This window comes from Paenibacillus sp. JCM 18996, assembly GCF_055392555.1.
On the sequence record NZ_AP043884.1, the window covers coordinates 2,458,171 to 2,475,452 of the forward strand.

The window sequence follows — 17,282 nt, forward strand, 5'->3', positions numbered from 1 at the left end:
AAGCGGATGGAAAGACTTTAACCGATCTCGTGGTCCAGCGCGCTGAGGCCGGCAGTGCGGGAAGGCGCGCCATATATACTGTGGAGGGTCATCCACTCGTTCGTTTGGGAAATGATGGTCTCCTCCAGCTGTTCTTTTTTATACTTGAAAAAGGTTATATCTCCAGCAGTATCCTTCAAATGCTCCATATAGCCCGCCCTTTCTTCCATCCATTTCGCCAATTGATATAAAATCATCCCGATACTCTCTCCTGTCGCCGCGAATAGCAGAGTAGGACAAAAGACTTCCTACGGCTGCACTGTATTTTTATATATTATTGTCAAGCATGCCCGGAAAGCGGGTTATATACACGTCGGTTGCAAAGGCTGTATAAAACAACTGCTTCCGCAGCAAGGCAGCGGAATTCTCACCCACTCGCAACGTTCAGTGATAAACCACCGAGTCGCCGCCGCCCTGCTCTGCGTACGGATGGGCCGCCATCCCGGCAGGCCAGCCTTCGACACGCTGCTTGGATAGGTCTTTTCTGTCCATGATCCATTCTTTAGCCAGAAACTGGCTGCGATAGGAGACCTGTTCGTTTTTCACCCTCGCATATTGGCCGCCGGCAAGCAGCAGCCGGGCTTTTACATTATCGCTGAGCATCAACTTTAAAAACTGGACTACGATGGATTTCAACCCTGCATCAAGCACAGGGCACATCAATTCAATCCGGCGGTCCAGATTTCTGGTCATCCAATCCGCGCTGGATATCCATACCTCCGGCTCACCGGCATTCTCAAAATAAAAAATCCGGGAGTGCTCCAAAAAGCGGTCGACTATGCTGCGCACGGTTATATTTTCGCTTAGGCCGGGGATCCCCGGTCGCAGCACGCATATGCCGCGGACAATCAGGTCTGTCTTGACACCCGCCCGCGAAGCGGCATATAGCTGGTCCGTGAGCTCCTGGTTGGATAAGGCGTTCATTTTGGCGATGATCCGGGCCGGCTTGCCTAAAGCGGCGTTTTCCGCTTCGCGGGCAATCAGGCTGAACAGCCGCTGTTTTAGATGAGTGGGGGATACGCCCAGCAGATGCAGCTCACCCGGGGTGGAGAACCCCGTGATTTCATTAAACAGATTGGAGACATCCTCGCCGATCTTCCGGTTGGAAGTGAACAGTCCTACATCGGTGAACATCCGCGCCGTGTCTCCGTTATAATTTCCTGTCGCCACATGGATATACCGCCTTAAAGAATCGGCTTCCCTGCGTACGACCATGGTCATCTTCGCGTGAATCTTCAAGCCTGCCAAACCGTACACCACATGGCATCCCGCTTTTTCCAACGCTTTCGCCCATTCGATATTTCTGGCTTCATCAAATCGCGCCTTTAATTCCACCACGACGGTCACCTGCTTGCCCGCTTCAGCCGCGCGTATCAATGACTGAATAATCCTCGAATCCCCGTTCACCCGGTATAGCGTCATTTTAACAGCCAGCACGGAGGAGTCCTCCGCGGCCCTGTCAATAAAGTCGCCCACCGCCTCAAATGATTCATAAGGATGAAAAACCATCACATCCCGCGCTTGCAGTACACTGAAAAAGTCATCCGTTTCCTCAAATTCCCGCGGATAAACCGGTTCGAATTTCGGATACCTCAAATGGTCATACCCCGACAAAGAACTTGAAAAAGCCATATAATAGCTTAAATCAATTGGGCCATCGATGACGAATACAGGGTAATCGTTGCCCAGCTCTTCTTTCAGCAGCTCGAGTGCATACGGGTCAAATCCCGTCTCGACCTCCAGGCGCACCGGGGTGCCCCACTTTCTGCTGCGCAGCACCTTCTCCATTTCATCCAGCAGATCTTCCGCCCCCTCTTCATCCAGCACGAGGTCGGCGTCGCGCGTCAAACGGAACATATTTAATGAGACCGGATGATACTTGTTAAAAATTGTAGGGATATACTGCTTAATTAAATCTTCAAGCAAAATAAAAGTTTTCTGCGCTCTCAAGGGCTGCGGCGAAACCTCGATAAAACGGGATAGATTGGATGGAACTTCAACGAGCGCCAAATGGTTTACCCTGTCGCCGGGATCCATTAAGACAACCGAGATATAGATGCTTTTGGTCCGGATGAGTGGAAAAGGACGGCTTTTATCGACAGCCAGCGGCGTGAGGACCGGGAAGACCCTTTCAATAAAATAGGCTTCCATCTCTTCTTTCTGATCGGGCGCGAGCTCAGCGTATGTGGTAAACAGGATGCCTTGTTCCGCCAGCAGCCGGTCGATCCGTTTGTGTGTGCCGTACTGGTGTCTTACCATTCTCTTCATGGATTCCAATACTTTCTGCAGCAGGTGCTGCGGCGTTAATCCCGTAAAATCGGCCTCGCAGCTTCCGCTTTTGACTTTATCCAGCATTTCTGCCAACCTTACGCTCACAAACTCATCCTGATTCGTAGAAACGATGGATAAAAATTTAGTACGCTCGAGCAGAGGGACGCTTTCGTCCTGACCTTCTTCGAGCACCCGCCTGTTAAACTGCAGCCAGCTTAAATGCCGATTGATATATCTGGAATGTTCCTGCGTACCCTCTGGTGTCATGCCGTCCCTCCTTTCGTTTGCCATGCTAATTTTTCCTTTTAAAAAGCAGCGTCCCTATTCTTTGAAACAATCTCCATGTGGCACTGCAGCGAAATGTAATCAAATCTGCAGTCGGCTCATTCTCGCTTTTGGCCATTGAGGTCACCCTTTGCATGAAAATGTGTTAAAAAAACACCCGCCTGATTGCAGAGTCAGCGAGTGAATGAATATCTATTCAGTTAAAAAGAAATTCAATGCATCATTTGAGACTGGGTTTCAGCGCCAGCTTCCGCCGCAGGCCTCATAACACTGTTCAGCATCGGATTATGGACAAGCGCATTGCCCGCCTGTACTCCAACGACGCGTCCCAGTCTGTCGCCCACCAGTCCGCCCACAATGGATCCCACGATGGTTCCCGCTCCGGGTAAAATCGAAGTGCCGAGCAGCGCGCCGTATTCTATGCCGGCCATGACGCCGAAAGCTCCGGTTACGTTGCCCGCCGTTCTTACCGCGAATTCTTTTTTATCCATTTGTCCGTTGGTTAAATTCCTGGTGTCCTGGATTTGTGTTAAACCGCCGGAAATAATTCCTGCCCATAAAGAACCGCCCTGCAGCATCCCGATCACTCCTTGTTGTTGTGAGTTAAGTCCATAGAAGAATTGTGCCCGATTATTGATTTGCAACTCATCATTCAGCGCATTTCATGCATTTACCAACCTGCTCATTTTAAGATAGAGCTCTTTCTACCGGTTTCATTTTCTTTACGCGCAGCGGCGGCGTCTTTGATCTGGTCCGTGATTTCGAGCAGCACTGCCGTACCTTTGACCGCCAATCTGCGCGATGTTTTGCGCGCTTCCGGTGAGACGGCGAGAACAACTGCGGCGGCAGCCAAAAGGATGCCAATGGGTGATTTAATCATATTTTAAACCTCCTGTATTTTATAATCGCCTCGGGTAGAGGTTTTTTACTTAAATCATTCCATTAAATGCATTTAATAATACTTGTATATTTCAATTCCTGCAGTCAATAATAACGAAATAATTGTTCATCGATTAGTTGATACTCAGGTTAAGGGGAGGGTGTGGATGACTCCATTACGAAGTAAAAACAGATTTCTCCGCATATTGCCGGGGAGAATACGCATGGAAATCTGTGGCCTGACAGGAAACGAAGTTATAGCACAGTGTCTGATCGAACAGTTTTCCTCCCGCGCAGGGATTAGCAAAATCGAAGCTTGTACTCTTACAGGCAGAGTTCTGCTTGTTTATGACGAAAAAGCAATCAATTTGCAGGAAGTTTTCGGACTGATCCAAAATTTGGAGAGGCAGATTTCCTTAAAGGAAACTTGCGTGCCCGTCTCTCCTGAAACTTCGGCTGAAATGAAAGAAGTGAAGCTGGAGGTTGCGGCTGCGGAACAAGTGAAGCTGGAGGTTGCGGCTGGAGGAGCTGTGGAAGTCGGGCTGCCCGAGGACATTCGGACGATGCCTTCACTGCCAGGCACTGAGCATACAAAATCCGCCGAGAACATTCCGCTTCCGTTGGCTCTGTCGATGGGCGGTCTGGCGGTTTTGGGAGCCAAACAGCTGTTTATGGGAAGGTCGTCCTTGGCCGGAAGTCCGGTACCTTTTTATTTATCCGCGCTTGTTTCCGTCTTAACGGGGTACCCCTTCCTGAAGCGGGGAATCCAAACGTTTTCCGAAAAGAAAACGATAAATTCCGACTTGGTGCTGGGCACAAGCGCTCTTGCCCTGGCACTTATACGCGAGAATCTGGTCGTGCTTGCCGGACTGAGTCTTTTGCAGTATGTAAATTGGAGACGATGCAACTCCGTGATATGCGGGCATCAAACTATTGCTTTATCGCCTGAAATTCAAAGTTACAGCGAGAAAGCGGGCAAATTGGGGATGATTGGCGCAGGTGTGACCTGGGCTGTGACCGGGAACCCGCTGCGCGCCGTTGCCGTTCTGCTGGCTGCCAACCCGCGGCCTGCTACAATGCCCGCCCAGTATGCCTGGAACCAGGCCGAACTGGTCTCCGGCGAGCGAAATTATGTAGTGCCGGAACAAGGGTCGCTGTCCAGGCTGGCCAGAACGAAAACGATTCTGCTTGAAGATTCCTCCTTGCTTTTTAACAAACCGGCATCGGAAGAAATTGAATGTATCACCGATGAGGCAGAGCACGCGGACAAACTGATCTGCCTGACGGCCGCCTTGCTGGAAAAAAGCAGCCACCCGTGGAAAGAAGAGGTGTATGCCAAAGCGAAACAAACGTGCCGCACCATCCGCACCGCTTTTCATGTGGAAGAAACGAAAGAAGGCCTGAAGGGCAAAGTAAACGGCAGCCTGATCTTGATCGGCAGCTGTAAATTCCTGCAGGAGCACGGCGTTGACTGCGCGGCCTATGAGCTGAAATCCAAAAGGCTGGCAAGAAAAGGCTATGAGGTTCTTTTTGCTGGAAAACTGGGTAATAACAAAAATGAATGCATCGGATTGATCACCAAGCACCAGGAACCCACCTTGAATGAAAACGGGCGCGCTGCGGCCTCTTTTATACAAAAGGGATGGCGTCTTGCATTATTAAATAACAGCATGGAAGTGAGCGAGGACTTGCTTTCCCGTTCCCGGCTGGATCAAAGCTGGCTGTCTGTGCACCAGGGGGAAGTGATCGAACGGATCGCGGTCCTGCAGCAGCTCGGCGAAGACGTATTATTTGTGGCAGGCAGTGAGGAAAACGAGGTCAATGGCTTTTTTCATGAGGCCGGAATTCCGTCTGTTTCGATCCACGAGTTGAAAAATATTCAGCAAAGTGCGATCTTTGCCGAGAAAATGGACCAGACGGTGAACGAGCACTTTTCAGTGACGAAGAAATGGAATTCAGTGGGCAGCGCTCTGGCCACTCTGGGAGTGATCAGCGCTCCCGTCGTCAATCTGGCCGCGGATGCCTTGTCCCTTGTTTTCATGTCCCGATCCAAGAAAATCAGCGAATCCATTCCGTCCGCACCCGAGCGCGTATACAAGAACGAAATCGCCGCCACTTCGGAGGCCGTTCTGTGGCATGCTGTGCCAAGCGAGCAGGTTTTGGGAAATTTCCACGTGGACCAGCACCGCGGATTGACCTCGGAACAGGCGGCTTCCCTCAGGAACCGGCATGGTTGGAACCGTCTGGCCAGCAAAAAGCCGACTCCGTGGCTGATGTCCTATCTCAGTCAGTTCAGGGAGTTTACCACAATGATTCTGCTCGGGACGACCGCGCTTGCGATATTTACAGGCGGTTTATTCGACGGGATCGCGATGGGCGGGATCCTGCTCGCCAATGCCGCGATCGGGACGATTCAAGAGCGGAAAGCGGAAAAAGTGGTTGAGACGCTCAACCAGTTTCAAGCTCCCTTGTGCAGGGTGCTCAGGGACGGCCGGCAGGTTGAACTCTCTGCGGAGGAGCTGGTTCCCGGAGATATCGTGGCTCTGGAAGCCGGAGACCGGGTGCCGGCCGACATCCGCCTGATCCGTTCCTGGAACCTGCGCGTCAATGAGGCGGCGCTGACAGGGGAGTCTCTGCCCATCGACAAGAACGAGCCTTCTCTAACAGAGGACTGCTCGCTGTCCGAGCGGTTCAATATGCTCTATATGGGGACCGACGTATGCGGAGGCAAGGGCACCGGCGTTGTTGTACGGACCGGGATGGGGACGGAGATCGGCCACTTGATGTCACTTCTGAAGCAGCAGGATAAAGAGGCCACCCCTTTGCAGGAAAAAGTAACATCCATCAGCAAAAAGTTCGTCAAAGGCGCGCTTGTTGCGGGGGTCCTTGTGTTTGTGGCGGGGCTGCTGCGCGGCATACCGATTACGCAGATGATTTCCACTTCCATTACGCTGGCGGCTTCGGCCATACCGGAAGGGCTGCCTGTAACCATAACGATCGCGCTAAGCGCGGGCATATTCCGCATGGCGAAGAAAAACGCGCTGATCAGAAAACTTTCCTCCCTGGAAACGCTAGGCAGGACTACGGTAATTTGTACGGATAAAACGGGAACCTTAACCAAAAATGAGATGACCGTCAAAGCACTGTGCACGCTGGATCGCGCCTGGACGGTAAGCGGCAACGGCTATGACCCTGCGGGCAGCTTAAATGAACTGAACCCGGAGGTGGCCGCTGCGTCCGCCGCTCTGGAGGAAAGGGAAAACTACGGAGGGCCGGCAGAAAACCCCGATCTCGAGAGGCTTCTGCAAATCTGCTTGCTGTGCAACAACAGTACGCTGGAACAGCAGGATGGGCAGTGGGTCACCAAGGGAGATCCGACGGAAGGCGCCCTGCTGGCGCTCGCTGCCAAAAAAGGCATGTGGCTGAAGGATATGTCCCACTGGCACCGCGGGCGGGAAGTGCCGTTCGATTCGAACACCGCCAAAATGAGTGTGGTTTGTAAAGACGTGCAGTCCGAGAAGGAATGCTACGTATTTTCCAAGGGCGCCGTGGAGTCCATCCTCCGCCACTGCAGCCGGTATCAGAAAAACGGGGAAATCCTGCCTTTATCGGAGGAACAAAAACAGCAAATTTTACAGCAAAACGACAGATTTTCAGCCGATGCCTTGCGCGTTCTCGCTTTCGCCTACCGCCCCGTTGAAGAGGACGCTGACCACGAAGGCATTGACGAGCGGGAGCTGATTTATGTCGGCATGGCAGGAATGATCGACCCTCCCAAACCGGAGGTGGAGAACAGTATCCGCGAGGCTTTTGCGCTTGGGGTCAAGCCTGTGATGATTACCGGCGACCACCCGATTACAGCCATCGCCATCGGAAGGCAGCTCGGCATCTACGACGGAGCGCAGAACGTTCTGTCAGGCCATGAGCTGGACCGGTTATCGGAGGAGGAGCTCGACCGGGTCGTGGACCACGTTTCGATTTTCGCGCGGGTCACGCCTGAGCATAAGCTCCGTATCGTGACCGCTTTTCAAAAACGCGGACATATTGTTGCCATGACAGGCGACGGAGTGAACGACACCCCGGCGATCAAACAGGCCAATGTGGGGATCGCCATGGGGCGGACCGGCACGGAGGTCACGAAAGAAACCGCGGATATGGTTCTGACGGAGGACCATTTTGGCACGATCGTGGATGGAGTCAAAGAAGGCCGCACGATTATCGGCAACATCCGTAAAGCGCTTGGCTGCTTATTGACCGGCAATCTGGCGGAGATTATTGTAACGAGCGCGGCAGTGATGGCCGGTTTGCCTATCCCGCTCGTTCCTATCCAGATTCTGCTGATGAACCTTTTGACCGATGCCCTGCCGGCTATGGTACTCGCTTTAAACCCCGGCAACAAAACGAAGCAGACCAAACGCACGGATATTGTAGACAGGGATCTCTACCAGAAAGTAATTACCAAAGGAGTCCTTCTAGGCCTGGGCTCGCTTGGATTATTTGCTGCAAGCCTGGCGACAGGCGCGTCTCTCCCAGTTGCACAAAGCATCGCGTTCGCAACACTGGTGTCGGGACAATTGATCCAAACCTTCTCCTGGCGGCAGGAGGGCTCGGAGGAAACTGTGCGGGATTGGGCGAAGGACCGTTTCTTGCTTGGCGCCCTCGGCATTTCATGGCTGGCTTTACTGGCCGCCCTGTATATCCCTGCGGTAGCGGGATTCTTCCATACGGCTCCGCTGACGCTGAGGCACTGGCTTCCGATTCTGGCAGTCGCCGGCTCCGTTTCGATCTTGTCGAGACCGGTGCTGGCCCTGATTTCGAAAAAGCAGGAAAGCAGACAGCTGCATCCGGCTTTTGCTGCTGTTTAATCCGCGGCTTAGGGCGAAAAGCTTTCTCCGGCCTATCCTGCGGTTCAAAACCGCGGCTTAGGCCGTACAATCGCAAAATCATTTTCTAGGAGGAACAGCAATGATTCAGAAAAACCTGGACAAGATCATAATCGGGACTGCGCTCGCCATTGCGGCCTCCGCTTTGCTGCCCGTCGCCAAATCGACTCTGCGGCCGCTAGCCGCTAACGGAAGGCAGAGCGGTGTCAATCTGATCAACCGCGCGAGGTCTTTCGTTCAAATGGCGCGGGAGGAAGTAGAGGATATTATCGCCGAAGCACAGTTTGAACGAATGAAAAAGCAGATGGATAGAGACATCGCATGGCTTGATGAAGAGTAGCGCGACGTAAGAAACAAGCTTATGAAGAACCTATATAATTGGAATGGATACAGTTGCTCAAGATTAGCATCAGTTTTTCCTGTTACTCTTGTCGAGTGCTTTGAGCTGAAATGGTGCCGTGCCATGCCACTCAGATGATGCAGAGTAATCAAGTTACAGTTTCGTTCAACTTATATAGCAAGGTTGAATAACAATAGACGGCCTTCAAACCAAGTGGAGAGTGAGGAGATGCTATGGAGGAGCAGGACATAGATTATCATTTGCGGGAAGCCTTGTCTCACCTGGAAACCGCTTTAAATCAAAGCGTGAGAATGATGCTTGAGAACAGCGGCGCCAAGAAGCAGATCGGAGTAAAATGGGAAGGATTTCTCGGCCAATTTCTGGGACAGGTAAGAGAAAAAGGCAAGAAGTCCGGAATCAATCTGCTGAGCTTTATTTCGTTTCCCCGGCTGCGGTAGGAAACTGTGGCCCTGGGCGTCCGTTTTGCCGATGGAGGCCCGGAATGCGCCACGGGCGTGGCCTTGACGCAGGTGGCCTTGCGCATGGCTTGCTGACGGCGGCAGATCAGATTCCGATATTAATGCTGTCGATTAGAGAAGCACTCTCTTTTTCGATTTAAAAAGGCTTTTTCCGTAGATCGCACGTTACTTTAAAAAGAAACACAACTACAAATTATGCACTTCCGCATTTCACGCATCCCCAACTGAGCCGCCAAACGTCTCCCTACTCCCACTTAAAAGTGAACGCTGCCACGATAAAAGCCACGGCCAGCCAGCCGCCAAGCAGCACAGCCTCCGTCCAGACACCGGCAAAACCGGCTCCTACATTCATAATTTGCCTGATCGCGCTGGATAAATGGGAGATAGGCAGGGCCTTCACGACCGGCTGCAGGAATTCCGGCATGCTTTTGATCGGGAAGAATACGCCGCCCAGGAACATGAGCGGGAAAGAAATTATTCCGGCAATCGGCCCCGCGCTTTCCGGTGTCTTCGCAAGCCCGGCAATGATAAATCCGATCGACATAAACGTCAGCGTTCCCAATACGACGAAGAAAATCAGCAGCCACCAAGACCCGTTCACCTGGGTGCCGAACACCAAGCTGCCCACCAGCAGCACGATCAGCGCCTGGGCGCCGTTCAGCAGCAGTCGCGCCGTGATTTGCGCAGCGATAAAAGTCCGGGCGCTAAGCGGAGTGCTCTGCATCCTGCGCAGCACGCCCCGCTCCCGCCAGGAAGCAATCTGTCCGGCCACACCGTTCAGATTATTGTTCATAATCATCATGGCCACGATGCCCGGCACCAGGAAGTCGATGTAGCGCAGCTTCAGCGATTGGACCCCTTCCGGGTGAACCGTGACGATTGGCACGTAATTCGACATTTGTTTGGAGATATCATCCACGGCTCGTTCGACAATCGGCAGTCCCACCTGGGCGGCCGGCTGGTTCGTTTGATCGTAATAGAGTTTCAACCTGGCAGCGTTTGTCGAGCTCGCGCCTTTCATGGCGACCGCTTCTGCATATCCTTTGGGAATGACGAGAACGAGCTGCTTATCTCCTTTTTTCAGTTCCTGCAGGGAGGTATCCAGGTTATCCGCAGTTTTCACGTCCAAAACGCCGGATTTTTGCAAAGAATCCAGCAGTTTCCGAGAGTCAGCGCTGGCGTCCTGGTCGATCACGTATCCCGATACGGAAGCAGTGCCTCCGCCGCCCAGGAACGATCCCAGCATAATCATGAAAAAAATGGGAAAGAACAGGGTAAAAAACAATACTTGCCGATTGCGCGCGAATAATCTTAGCTGGGCGAGCGTGAGCTGCCAATAAGCGTTCATGATTCCCTTAAGCTCCTTCCCGTCATTTGGATGAAGACATCCTCCAGCGTAGCTGTGCGTGTCTGAAGGTCCGACAACCGGAGACCGGCTTCGCTGCTGTGCCGGATCAGCCCGGTTAACGCCGTCTGCAGTTGATCCGTATATAGAACGAAGGTGTCCTTGCGCAGATCCACCTTGGTCACTCCCTGGATTTCGCCAAGCTCCCGCATCATTGCACTGCTTCGCTCCTCCGGCAATTGATTCTCTCCCGTCAGCCGAAACTCGATCGCGCTCTCGGACTGCAGGCTTTGCACTAACGCAGCGGGCGTATCCAACGCGATCACCTGCCCCTGGTCCATCAAGCAGATCCGGTCGCACAGCACATGGGCTTCATCCATGTAATGGGTGCTGAGCACGACGGTCTTGCCTTTTTCTTTTAGCCTCAAAATAATGTCCCACAGTGTCCTGCGTGCTTGAGGATCGAGTCCTGTCGTCGGTTCGTCGAGAAAAATCACCTTCGGATCATTGACTAACGCCAAGGCGATAGCCAGACGCTGCTTCTGCCCTCCGGAGAGGTTCTTGACGCGGTCGTTCATTTTTTCGGTTAAAGTCATGTCTTCAATCAGCGGCCCCACCGGCACGGGTTGTTTGTAAAAGCTGGCATACATTTTCACTATCTCTTTCACTTTTAAAAGCTCAAACAGGGAAGTCGACTGCAGCTGCACGCCGATCACTTCCTTCACCTTGGCCAGGTCCTTCTGCGTGTCGAATCCCGCAACCCTCGCCGTTCCCCCATCAGGCAGCCTCAGCCCTTCGATCATTTCCATCGTTGTGGTTTTGCCCGCGCCGTTTGGCCCAAGAAGCCCGAAAACTTCGCCAAGGCGCACCTGGAAGCTGACCCCCCGCACCGCCTGGAACTTGCCGTACGTTTTGACGAGCCCGTCGGCTTCGATTACAACTTGCTCGGATTCCAATGGTATGGCTCCTCCCGGGTTCTTTTTTTGATTTCATTGTATAAGTCGATTCTATCCGCTCAGCGGGATTTTTTAAAGTCCAGTTTTTGCTCAAGCTTGGTGCGCCGGACCCCGCGTGGTATATTAGAAGCAACAAAAAGATAGCGCGAAGCGAGGAAATATGCCTAAATTCGATTCGAATACACCGCAAGGCAAGTCAGGAAACAGAGGCAGCGTTCAGTCAAAAGGGAATCCGGCGGCGGCGGGAAAGCCGTCAGGCGGAAGAGCGCAAAAGCCGTCCTCGGGCAAACCGCTGGCGGGAAAGCCTTCAGCTGCAGGAGCGGAGTTGTCGCCTAAATCCGGCGGATCGGGCGGCACTTCCGGATTCGCACGAAAGCAGGGTCGAGAGGCCTCTTACGGCAAGTACGAAGGGACCGCGGAGGACTTAAGGCCGGGAGACCGCATCGCGGTGACGATCAAACGGATCGGCATCAACGGCGAGGGCGTCGGCTACTACAAGCGCAAGGCCGTATTCATACGAGGGGCGCTGCCGGATGAAGTGGTCAAAGCGCTGGTCACCCGCATCGAGCCGGGATTTCTGCATGCGGAGCTGGTCCAGGTGGAGAAAAAATCCCCTCACCGCAAAAAGCCGGACTGCCCGGTCTACGACACCTGCGGGGGCTGCCAGCTGCAGCATATGTCTTACCAGGCGCAGCTCGCGGCCAAGGAAGAGATCGTCAGAGAGGCTTTTCAGCGATACACGAAGCTGGAGCAGGTGCCCCTCCGTCCTATCCTCGGCATGGACGAGCCGTGGCAATACCGCAATAAAGCGCAGCTGCAGGTCGGGATAGACAACGGGAAAGTGATCACAGGGCTTTATTCCGCCGGCAGCCATAAGCTTGTGGACATTTCGGGCTGTCCCATCCAGCATCCGGCCATCAACGAAACGATTGCGGCGGTAAAGGAGATCGCAAGCAGGCTGGGGATCTCCGTCTACAATGAAAGAAAGCGCCAGGGCGTGCTGCGGACAGTCGTGGCCCGGATCGGGCAGACTTCGGACGAAGTGCAGCTGACGCTGATCACGGCCTCGGACGCTTTGCCCCGAAAGGAGCAGCTGTTGGCCGAGATCCGGCGGAGGCTGCCCAAGGTTACCACGATCGCGCAGAATGTGAATGACGCGGACACTCCGCTCGTCTTCGGGGAGAAGACGACCATATTGTGGGGCAAGGAACGACTGGACGAGACGCTGGGAAGCGTCAAGTTCTCCTTGTCCCCGCGGGCTTTTTTTCAGCTGAATCCGTCCCAGACGGTCCAGCTGTACAACTCCGTCAAGGAGGCGGCCGCCTTGACGGGCAAGGAGCTCGTGGTCGACGCCTACTGCGGCTCGGGCACGATCGGGTTGTGGCTCGCGCCGGACGCCAGGGAGGTGCGGGGCATCGAAGTGATCGCCGAGGCCGTCGAAGACGCCCGGCGGAACGCCGATGCAAGCGGCATGGGCAACTGCCGCTTCTATGTCGGCCAGTCGGAAGCGCTGCTTCCCGACTGGATCAAGCGGGGCGAGCGGCCCGACGTCATCGTCGTCGACCCGCCCCGCACGGGCTGCGACCGCAAGCTGCTGAGCGCGGTCATTGCAGCCAAGCCGAGACGTTTCGTCTACGTCTCGTGCAATCCCTCCACCCTGGCCAAGGATTGCCGGGTGCTGCTGGACGGGGGCTTCACCCTCGAATGGGTGCAGCCCGTAGATATGTTTCCACAGACTTCGCATGTGGAATGCTGCGCTCTGTTGGTCAAAAACTAACCCATCGGCTTATCTTGTAAAAGCAACCGGAACAGCCCCTAACGGCAGCCTGGTTGCTTTGTAGGTCATTGTCGCTTAGAGGGCAAGGAATGTTTTTTTCTCTGAAGGAATGGGTATAAAAATAGTTAAGTGCAAAGCAAATCCTGGACTTAATAACCCTAAGGAGAAATGAATCATGAGCCTAACCCCGGAACAGCGTGTCACATTACATGGCTTTAACAATCTTACCAAATCATTAAGCTTTAATATGTACGATATTTGCTATACCAAGACGAAAAAAGAACGCGAAGCCTATATCGAGTATATAGATGAGCAGTACAACGCGGACAGATTGACCAAGATTTTGAAGCATGTGTCCGATATTATAGGTGCGCACGTATTAAACGTCGCCAAACAGGATTACGTGCCTCAAGGTGCAAGCGTAACTTTGTTGGTCTCAGAGGGTCCGATTGTAGAAGTGCCGACGGAATCCTTCGACGAATCGCCGGGGCCTCTTCCTGAAGCGGTCGTCATGGCATTGGATAAAAGCCACATCACGGTACATACTTATCCCGAATACCATCCGGACGAAGGGATCAGCACTTTTAGGGCGGATATCGATGTGTCCACGTGCGGGGAAATTTCACCCCTTAAGGCGCTGAATTATCTTATCCACTCGTTTGATACGGACATTTTGACTATGGACTACCGGGTCCGGGGCTTTACACGGGATATTAGCGGCCATAAATTGTTTATTGACCACGATATCAGCTCGATCCAGAATTACATTCCCGGCAAAATAAAAGATTTATACCATATGATTGACGTAAACGTATATCAGGAAAATATTTTTCACACAAAATGCAAGCTCAAGGAATTCGATTTGAATAATTATCTGTTTGGATACACGAAGGACAAGTTAAGTATAGAGGAACAGAACGAAATCACGGAAAGTGTAAAATGGGAAATGGACGAAATCTTTTACGGGAAAAATATTAACTATGGCTCGGTGGGTGAATCATAACAGCTGTACCTTCGACTAAAAAAAGACTCCTGCTTGTATTATTCGAATACAGCCAGGAGTCTTTTTTTTCGTCATCGGCCTCTACTCTGCCTGCCAGCGCAGCGCTGCCGGATCAACCTCCGGCACAAGACCCTCCCGCGCGGCTCTGGTGAGAAGAGCGGTAACCGCGGCATACCCGTCCTCTCCCAAATTCGCAGTGAAGTCGTTGACATACAATTCGATATGCGCTTGTGCGACTTCAGGAGACAGCTCTTGAGCATACTGCATCACATATTCCCTCGACACCTCAGGGTGTGCCCAAGCGTATTCGACAGAATTGCGGATCCAGCCGGCGATCGAAGCGAGATCAAGCGACCTGCGGGCGATAATGGCCCCAAGCGGAATGGGCAGGCCGGTATCCGCCTCCCACCAGCTCCCCAGGTCGGTCAGAAGGGACAGCCCGTAAGACGGGTACGTGAAGCGCGCCTCATGGATCACCAACCCGGCATCGACCAATCCGTCCCGTACCGCAGGCATGATCTCGTCAAATGGCATGATAATAATCTCGCCTACGCCGCCAGGCACATTCTGAGCGGCCCACAGCCGGAACAGCAGATAGGCGGTTGAACGCTCGCTGGGCACAGCCACCCTGCGGCCGGCAAGTGACGCCGGATCTGATCTGTTCTGGCTCAAAACCAGCGGCCCGCAGCCTCGGCCGAGCGCTCCACCGCATGGAAGCAGCGCATATTCCGAAAGCACCCACGGCAGCGCAGCGTACGATACTTTAAGCACATCCGGCCCGTGCGGTCCCGCCGCGAGATTATTGGTAATATCAATGTCCGCGTATGTGACGTCGAATTTCGGAGCACCAGGCACAAGACCGTGCACCAAAGCATGAAAAACAAAAGTGTCATTAGGGCAAGGAGAAAAAGCGATCTTCATTTTTAAATACCTCCACAAATACTGCGCTTGCTGCTTCCAGCGCACTTAAAGCTTCCTTGATGCGCCATGCGGCCCGGTCACGAGGGCCAACCGCATTCGATATGGCGCGTATTTCCAAGACAGGGACTCCGAGCTGGAGGGCTGCGGTGCCCACACCGTAACCCTCCATCGCCTCCGCGGCCGCACCGGGCACTCGTATCGCGAGTTCCGCGGCCGTTTCGGCGGTCCCCGTGACGGTCGAGACCGTCAGCACCGGGCCGGTGCTCACTGGCAGCCCGGCCGCCTGCAGCGCCTGAACCACCCGGCTGACCAAGCCGGCTTCTACACCGACGCGGGAGGAGCCGAAGCCCAGCTCGTCCACACTGCTGAACCCTTTCGGGGTCTGCGCACCCAGATCGGCGGCCACCATCTCGCTGGCCACCACCAGCGAGCCGACCTCGGCCCGGCCCGCAAAGCCTCCGCCGATTCCGGCGGATACGACCAGGCCGTAGTCGGCGGCCGCCAGCGCCGCCGCGGTGCTCGCAGCGGCGGCTGCAGGACCAACGCCGCCGGCGAGCACGACAAACCTGTCGTCGCCTGCGAGCCCACGTACCACCGCGTCTCTTTCAGCCGCGACTGCGGTGATCACCAAAACGCGCGTTCCCGCGCCCCGCTGGCCGGAGTCAGCGGGGCGCGCGGTTCTCCCGGCGCGCATCCCGGCGGTGCACGGCGGCTGCTCAGACGCCACGCTGGCAGAAGGGGCGGCTTCCGAGTTTGTGTCAGGCTTCATGCTAACTGTCCCCTTTTTGTTGCACGATTTGAATTTTATTTTAAACCTGTACTCCCGCCCTGTCCACTCAGGGACTCCTCGTTTTTAATATCCGCGATTCTCTTCATGCCCCACTCATACATCATTTCAACGATAGGCAGCAGCGTCCTGCCAAGCTCCGTCAGCGAATATTCCACCCTGGGAGGCACTTCAGGATACACTTCACGGTGCACAATGCCGTCGTCCGTTAACTCCTTCAGCTGGCTGGTTAACATTTTATGGGTAATTTTCGGGAACAGCCGCTGCAGCTCGCTGTAGCGCTGAGGTCCTTCCTGCCCCAACTGCCACAGGATGACTACCTTCCATTTCCCGCTGATGATCGCAAGAGTCAATTCTTTTTCGCAGTTGAACTCTCCGTTTTTCAGTTTGTCCAAAATTTCTTTTCGCAGATCCGACATCGTGTTCTCCTAATCCCGTTCAAAAGTAACTTTTTAGTAACCACCGTACAAAAAAGTGCATTCTTCTCTATTTTTGCTGCAAGGCTTAATATAAATATTGTACCTACTATGTTAAAGGAGCGCCGGGAAAATGTCCAAAAAAGCAAGGCATCACCGTTGTCATCCTTATTTTACAGGCGGATACAAGTGAATAGCTTCCTGCACAGTTAACCATACCAAAGAGGACATTAATTTTATTTTATAAGGAGCGAACCAAAATGGAACTTCAATTAGCGTTGGATCTTGTAGACATTCCGGAAGCAAAGAAACTGGTAAAAGAAGTGGAGCAGCACATCGATATCGTTGAAATCGGGACGCCGGTTGTAATCAACGAGGGTCTAAGGGCAGTAAAGGAAATCAAGGAAGCTTTTCCTAATTTAAAAGTCCTCGCTGACCTCAAAGTTATGGACGCTGCCGGTTATGAAGTGATGAAGGCTTCCGAAGCGGGCGCTGACATTATTACTATACTTGGCGCGGCTGAGGATATGACCATCAAGGGCGCAATGGAAGAGGCCAAGAAACAGCAAAAGAAAATTCTGGTCGACATGATCGGCGTCAAGGACATAGAAGGACGAGCCAAAGAACTGGATGCGTTCGGCGTTGACTATATTTGCGTCCACACAGGTTACGACCTGCAGGCGGTTGGGGAAAATTCCTTCGAGGACCTTCGGACCATCAAGCGCGTAGTGAAGAACGCCAAAGTAGCCGTTGCTGGAGGTATCAAATTAAGCACACTGCCTGAAGTCATCAAAGCACAGCCGGATTTGGTCATTGTAGGCGGCGGCATCACCGGAGAAGAGGATAAAAAAGCGGCGGCTGCCGAAATGCAAAAGTTGATCAAACAAGGTTAATCCCGACC

General features: G+C 53.4%; 15 protein-coding genes. 6 read left to right on the forward strand and 9 right to left on the reverse strand.

The annotated features are described in order from the left end of the window. Positions 1–17: 17 nt before the first annotated feature. The 4 genes from ACZ5N7_RS12030 to ACZ5N7_RS12045 form a co-directional block, all read right to left on the reverse strand. The gene (locus tag ACZ5N7_RS12030) at positions 18–236 is read right to left on the reverse strand and encodes a hypothetical protein (RefSeq protein ID WP_464654418.1); all 219 of its coding nucleotides are present in this window, start codon (positions 234–236) and stop codon (positions 18–20) included. Between the two features lie 187 nt (positions 237–423). Further along, positions 424–2,577: a polyphosphate kinase 1 gene (ppk1, locus tag ACZ5N7_RS12035; RefSeq protein ID WP_464654420.1), complete on the reverse strand. Its 2,154-nt coding sequence runs from the start codon at positions 2,575–2,577 to the stop codon at positions 424–426. Positions 2,578–2,807: 230 nt separating this feature from the next. Continuing rightward, on the reverse strand, positions 2,808–3,173 hold the full coding sequence (locus ACZ5N7_RS12040) for a hypothetical protein (RefSeq protein ID WP_464654422.1): 366 nt from the start codon (positions 3,171–3,173) through the stop codon (positions 2,808–2,810). Positions 3,174–3,277: 104 nt separating this feature from the next. Then, on the reverse strand, positions 3,278–3,475 hold the full coding sequence (locus ACZ5N7_RS12045; protein WP_464654424.1) for a hypothetical protein: 198 nt from the start codon (positions 3,473–3,475) through the stop codon (positions 3,278–3,280). Positions 3,476–3,641: 166 nt separating this feature from the next. Between ACZ5N7_RS12045 and ACZ5N7_RS12050 the strand changes: the two genes are divergently transcribed. The 3 genes from ACZ5N7_RS12050 to ACZ5N7_RS12060 all read left to right on the forward strand — a co-directional run bounded on the left by ACZ5N7_RS12050 (position 3,642) and on the right by ACZ5N7_RS12060 (position 9,155). Next, positions 3,642–8,339, forward strand: a complete 4,698-nt coding sequence (locus ACZ5N7_RS12050; protein ID WP_464654426.1) for a cation-translocating P-type ATPase — start codon at positions 3,642–3,644, stop codon at positions 8,337–8,339. Between the two features lie 100 nt (positions 8,340–8,439). Beyond that, complete coding sequence (locus ACZ5N7_RS12055) at positions 8,440–8,697, forward strand: DUF5132 domain-containing protein (RefSeq protein ID WP_464654428.1); 258 nt, start codon at positions 8,440–8,442, stop codon at positions 8,695–8,697. A 233-nt stretch (positions 8,698–8,930) separates the two neighbouring features. Then, positions 8,931–9,155 (forward strand): hypothetical protein, encoded by a 225-nt coding sequence (locus ACZ5N7_RS12060; RefSeq protein WP_464654430.1) that lies wholly within the window; start codon positions 8,931–8,933, stop codon positions 9,153–9,155. A 265-nt stretch (positions 9,156–9,420) separates the two neighbouring features. On the opposite strand, the gene ACZ5N7_RS12065 is transcribed toward ACZ5N7_RS12060, so the two are convergent. Both ACZ5N7_RS12065 and ACZ5N7_RS12070 read right to left on the reverse strand, forming a co-directional pair. Beyond that, a complete protein-coding gene (locus tag ACZ5N7_RS12065; RefSeq protein ID WP_464654432.1) occupies positions 9,421–10,524 on the reverse strand; it encodes an ABC transporter permease in 1,104 nt (367 codons plus the stop codon). Beyond that, entirely contained in the window at positions 10,521–11,477 is a 957-nt protein-coding gene (locus ACZ5N7_RS12070) for an ABC transporter ATP-binding protein (RefSeq protein WP_464654434.1), read from the reverse strand. The genes ACZ5N7_RS12065 and ACZ5N7_RS12070 overlap by 4 nt, the downstream gene beginning before the upstream one ends. Before the next feature lie 160 nt (positions 11,478–11,637). Between ACZ5N7_RS12070 and rlmD the strand changes: the two genes are divergently transcribed. Together rlmD and speD are read left to right on the forward strand one after the other, a co-directional pair. Beyond that, entirely contained in the window at positions 11,638–13,254 is a 1,617-nt protein-coding gene (rlmD, locus tag ACZ5N7_RS12075; RefSeq protein ID WP_464654436.1) for a 23S rRNA (uracil(1939)-C(5))-methyltransferase RlmD, read from the forward strand. 175 nt (positions 13,255–13,429) lie between these two features. Then, complete coding sequence (speD, locus tag ACZ5N7_RS12080; RefSeq protein ID WP_464654438.1) at positions 13,430–14,257, forward strand: adenosylmethionine decarboxylase; 828 nt, start codon at positions 13,430–13,432, stop codon at positions 14,255–14,257. Between the two features lie 81 nt (positions 14,258–14,338). Here the strand turns inward: speD and ACZ5N7_RS12085 are convergent, their stop codons facing one another. From ACZ5N7_RS12085 to ACZ5N7_RS12095, 3 genes are all read right to left on the reverse strand, one after another. Next, positions 14,339–15,178 (reverse strand): 1,4-dihydroxy-6-naphthoate synthase, encoded by an 840-nt coding sequence (locus tag ACZ5N7_RS12085; protein WP_464654439.1) that lies wholly within the window; start codon positions 15,176–15,178, stop codon positions 14,339–14,341. Continuing rightward, positions 15,150–15,872 carry a futalosine hydrolase gene (locus ACZ5N7_RS12090; protein ID WP_464659253.1) on the reverse strand — a complete coding sequence of 241 codons (723 nt, stop codon included), beginning with the start codon at positions 15,870–15,872 and terminating at the stop codon, positions 15,150–15,152. Before ACZ5N7_RS12090 ends, ACZ5N7_RS12085 begins: the two co-directional genes overlap by 29 nt. A gap of 110 nt (positions 15,873–15,982) precedes the next feature. After that, entirely contained in the window at positions 15,983–16,384 is a 402-nt protein-coding gene (locus ACZ5N7_RS12095) for a winged helix-turn-helix transcriptional regulator (protein WP_464654441.1), read from the reverse strand. 257 nt (positions 16,385–16,641) lie between these two features. Between ACZ5N7_RS12095 and hxlA the strand changes: the two genes are divergently transcribed. Then, the gene (hxlA, locus tag ACZ5N7_RS12100; RefSeq protein WP_464654443.1) at positions 16,642–17,274 is read left to right on the forward strand and encodes a 3-hexulose-6-phosphate synthase; all 633 of its coding nucleotides are present in this window, start codon (positions 16,642–16,644) and stop codon (positions 17,272–17,274) included. Positions 17,275–17,282: the final 8 nt, after the last annotated feature.

What these genes read in the sequence shown, in the direction of transcription:
- ACZ5N7_RS12090 (WP_464659253.1), bottom strand. Translation starts at nt 15,872, where the DNA reads ATGCGCGCCGGGAGAACCGCGCGCCCCGCTGACTCCGGCCAGCGGGGC.
- ACZ5N7_RS12055 (WP_464654428.1), top strand. Translation starts at nt 8,440, where the DNA reads ATGATTCAGAAAAACCTGGACAAGATCATAATCGGGACTGCGCTCGCC.
- ACZ5N7_RS12095 (WP_464654441.1), bottom strand. Translation starts at nt 16,384, where the DNA reads ATGTCGGATCTGCGAAAAGAAATTTTGGACAAACTGAAAAACGGAGAG.
- hxlA (WP_464654443.1), top strand. Translation starts at nt 16,642, where the DNA reads ATGGAACTTCAATTAGCGTTGGATCTTGTAGACATTCCGGAAGCAAAG.
- ACZ5N7_RS12065 (WP_464654432.1), bottom strand. Translation starts at nt 10,524, where the DNA reads ATGAACGCTTATTGGCAGCTCACGCTCGCCCAGCTAAGATTATTCGCG.
- ACZ5N7_RS12030 (WP_464654418.1), bottom strand. Translation starts at nt 236, where the DNA reads ATGATTTTATATCAATTGGCGAAATGGATGGAAGAAAGGGCGGGCTAT.
- ACZ5N7_RS12050 (WP_464654426.1), top strand. Translation starts at nt 3,642, where the DNA reads ATGACTCCATTACGAAGTAAAAACAGATTTCTCCGCATATTGCCGGGG.
- speD (WP_464654438.1), top strand. Translation starts at nt 13,430, where the DNA reads ATGAGCCTAACCCCGGAACAGCGTGTCACATTACATGGCTTTAACAAT.
- ACZ5N7_RS12060 (WP_464654430.1), top strand. Translation starts at nt 8,931, where the DNA reads ATGGAGGAGCAGGACATAGATTATCATTTGCGGGAAGCCTTGTCTCAC.
- rlmD (WP_464654436.1), top strand. Translation starts at nt 11,638, where the DNA reads ATGCCTAAATTCGATTCGAATACACCGCAAGGCAAGTCAGGAAACAGA.
- ACZ5N7_RS12040 (WP_464654422.1), bottom strand. Translation starts at nt 3,173, where the DNA reads ATGCTGCAGGGCGGTTCTTTATGGGCAGGAATTATTTCCGGCGGTTTA.
- ppk1 (WP_464654420.1), bottom strand. Translation starts at nt 2,577, where the DNA reads ATGACACCAGAGGGTACGCAGGAACATTCCAGATATATCAATCGGCAT.
- ACZ5N7_RS12045 (WP_464654424.1), bottom strand. Translation starts at nt 3,475, where the DNA reads ATGATTAAATCACCCATTGGCATCCTTTTGGCTGCCGCCGCAGTTGTT.
- ACZ5N7_RS12085 (WP_464654439.1), bottom strand. Translation starts at nt 15,178, where the DNA reads ATGAAGATCGCTTTTTCTCCTTGCCCTAATGACACTTTTGTTTTTCAT.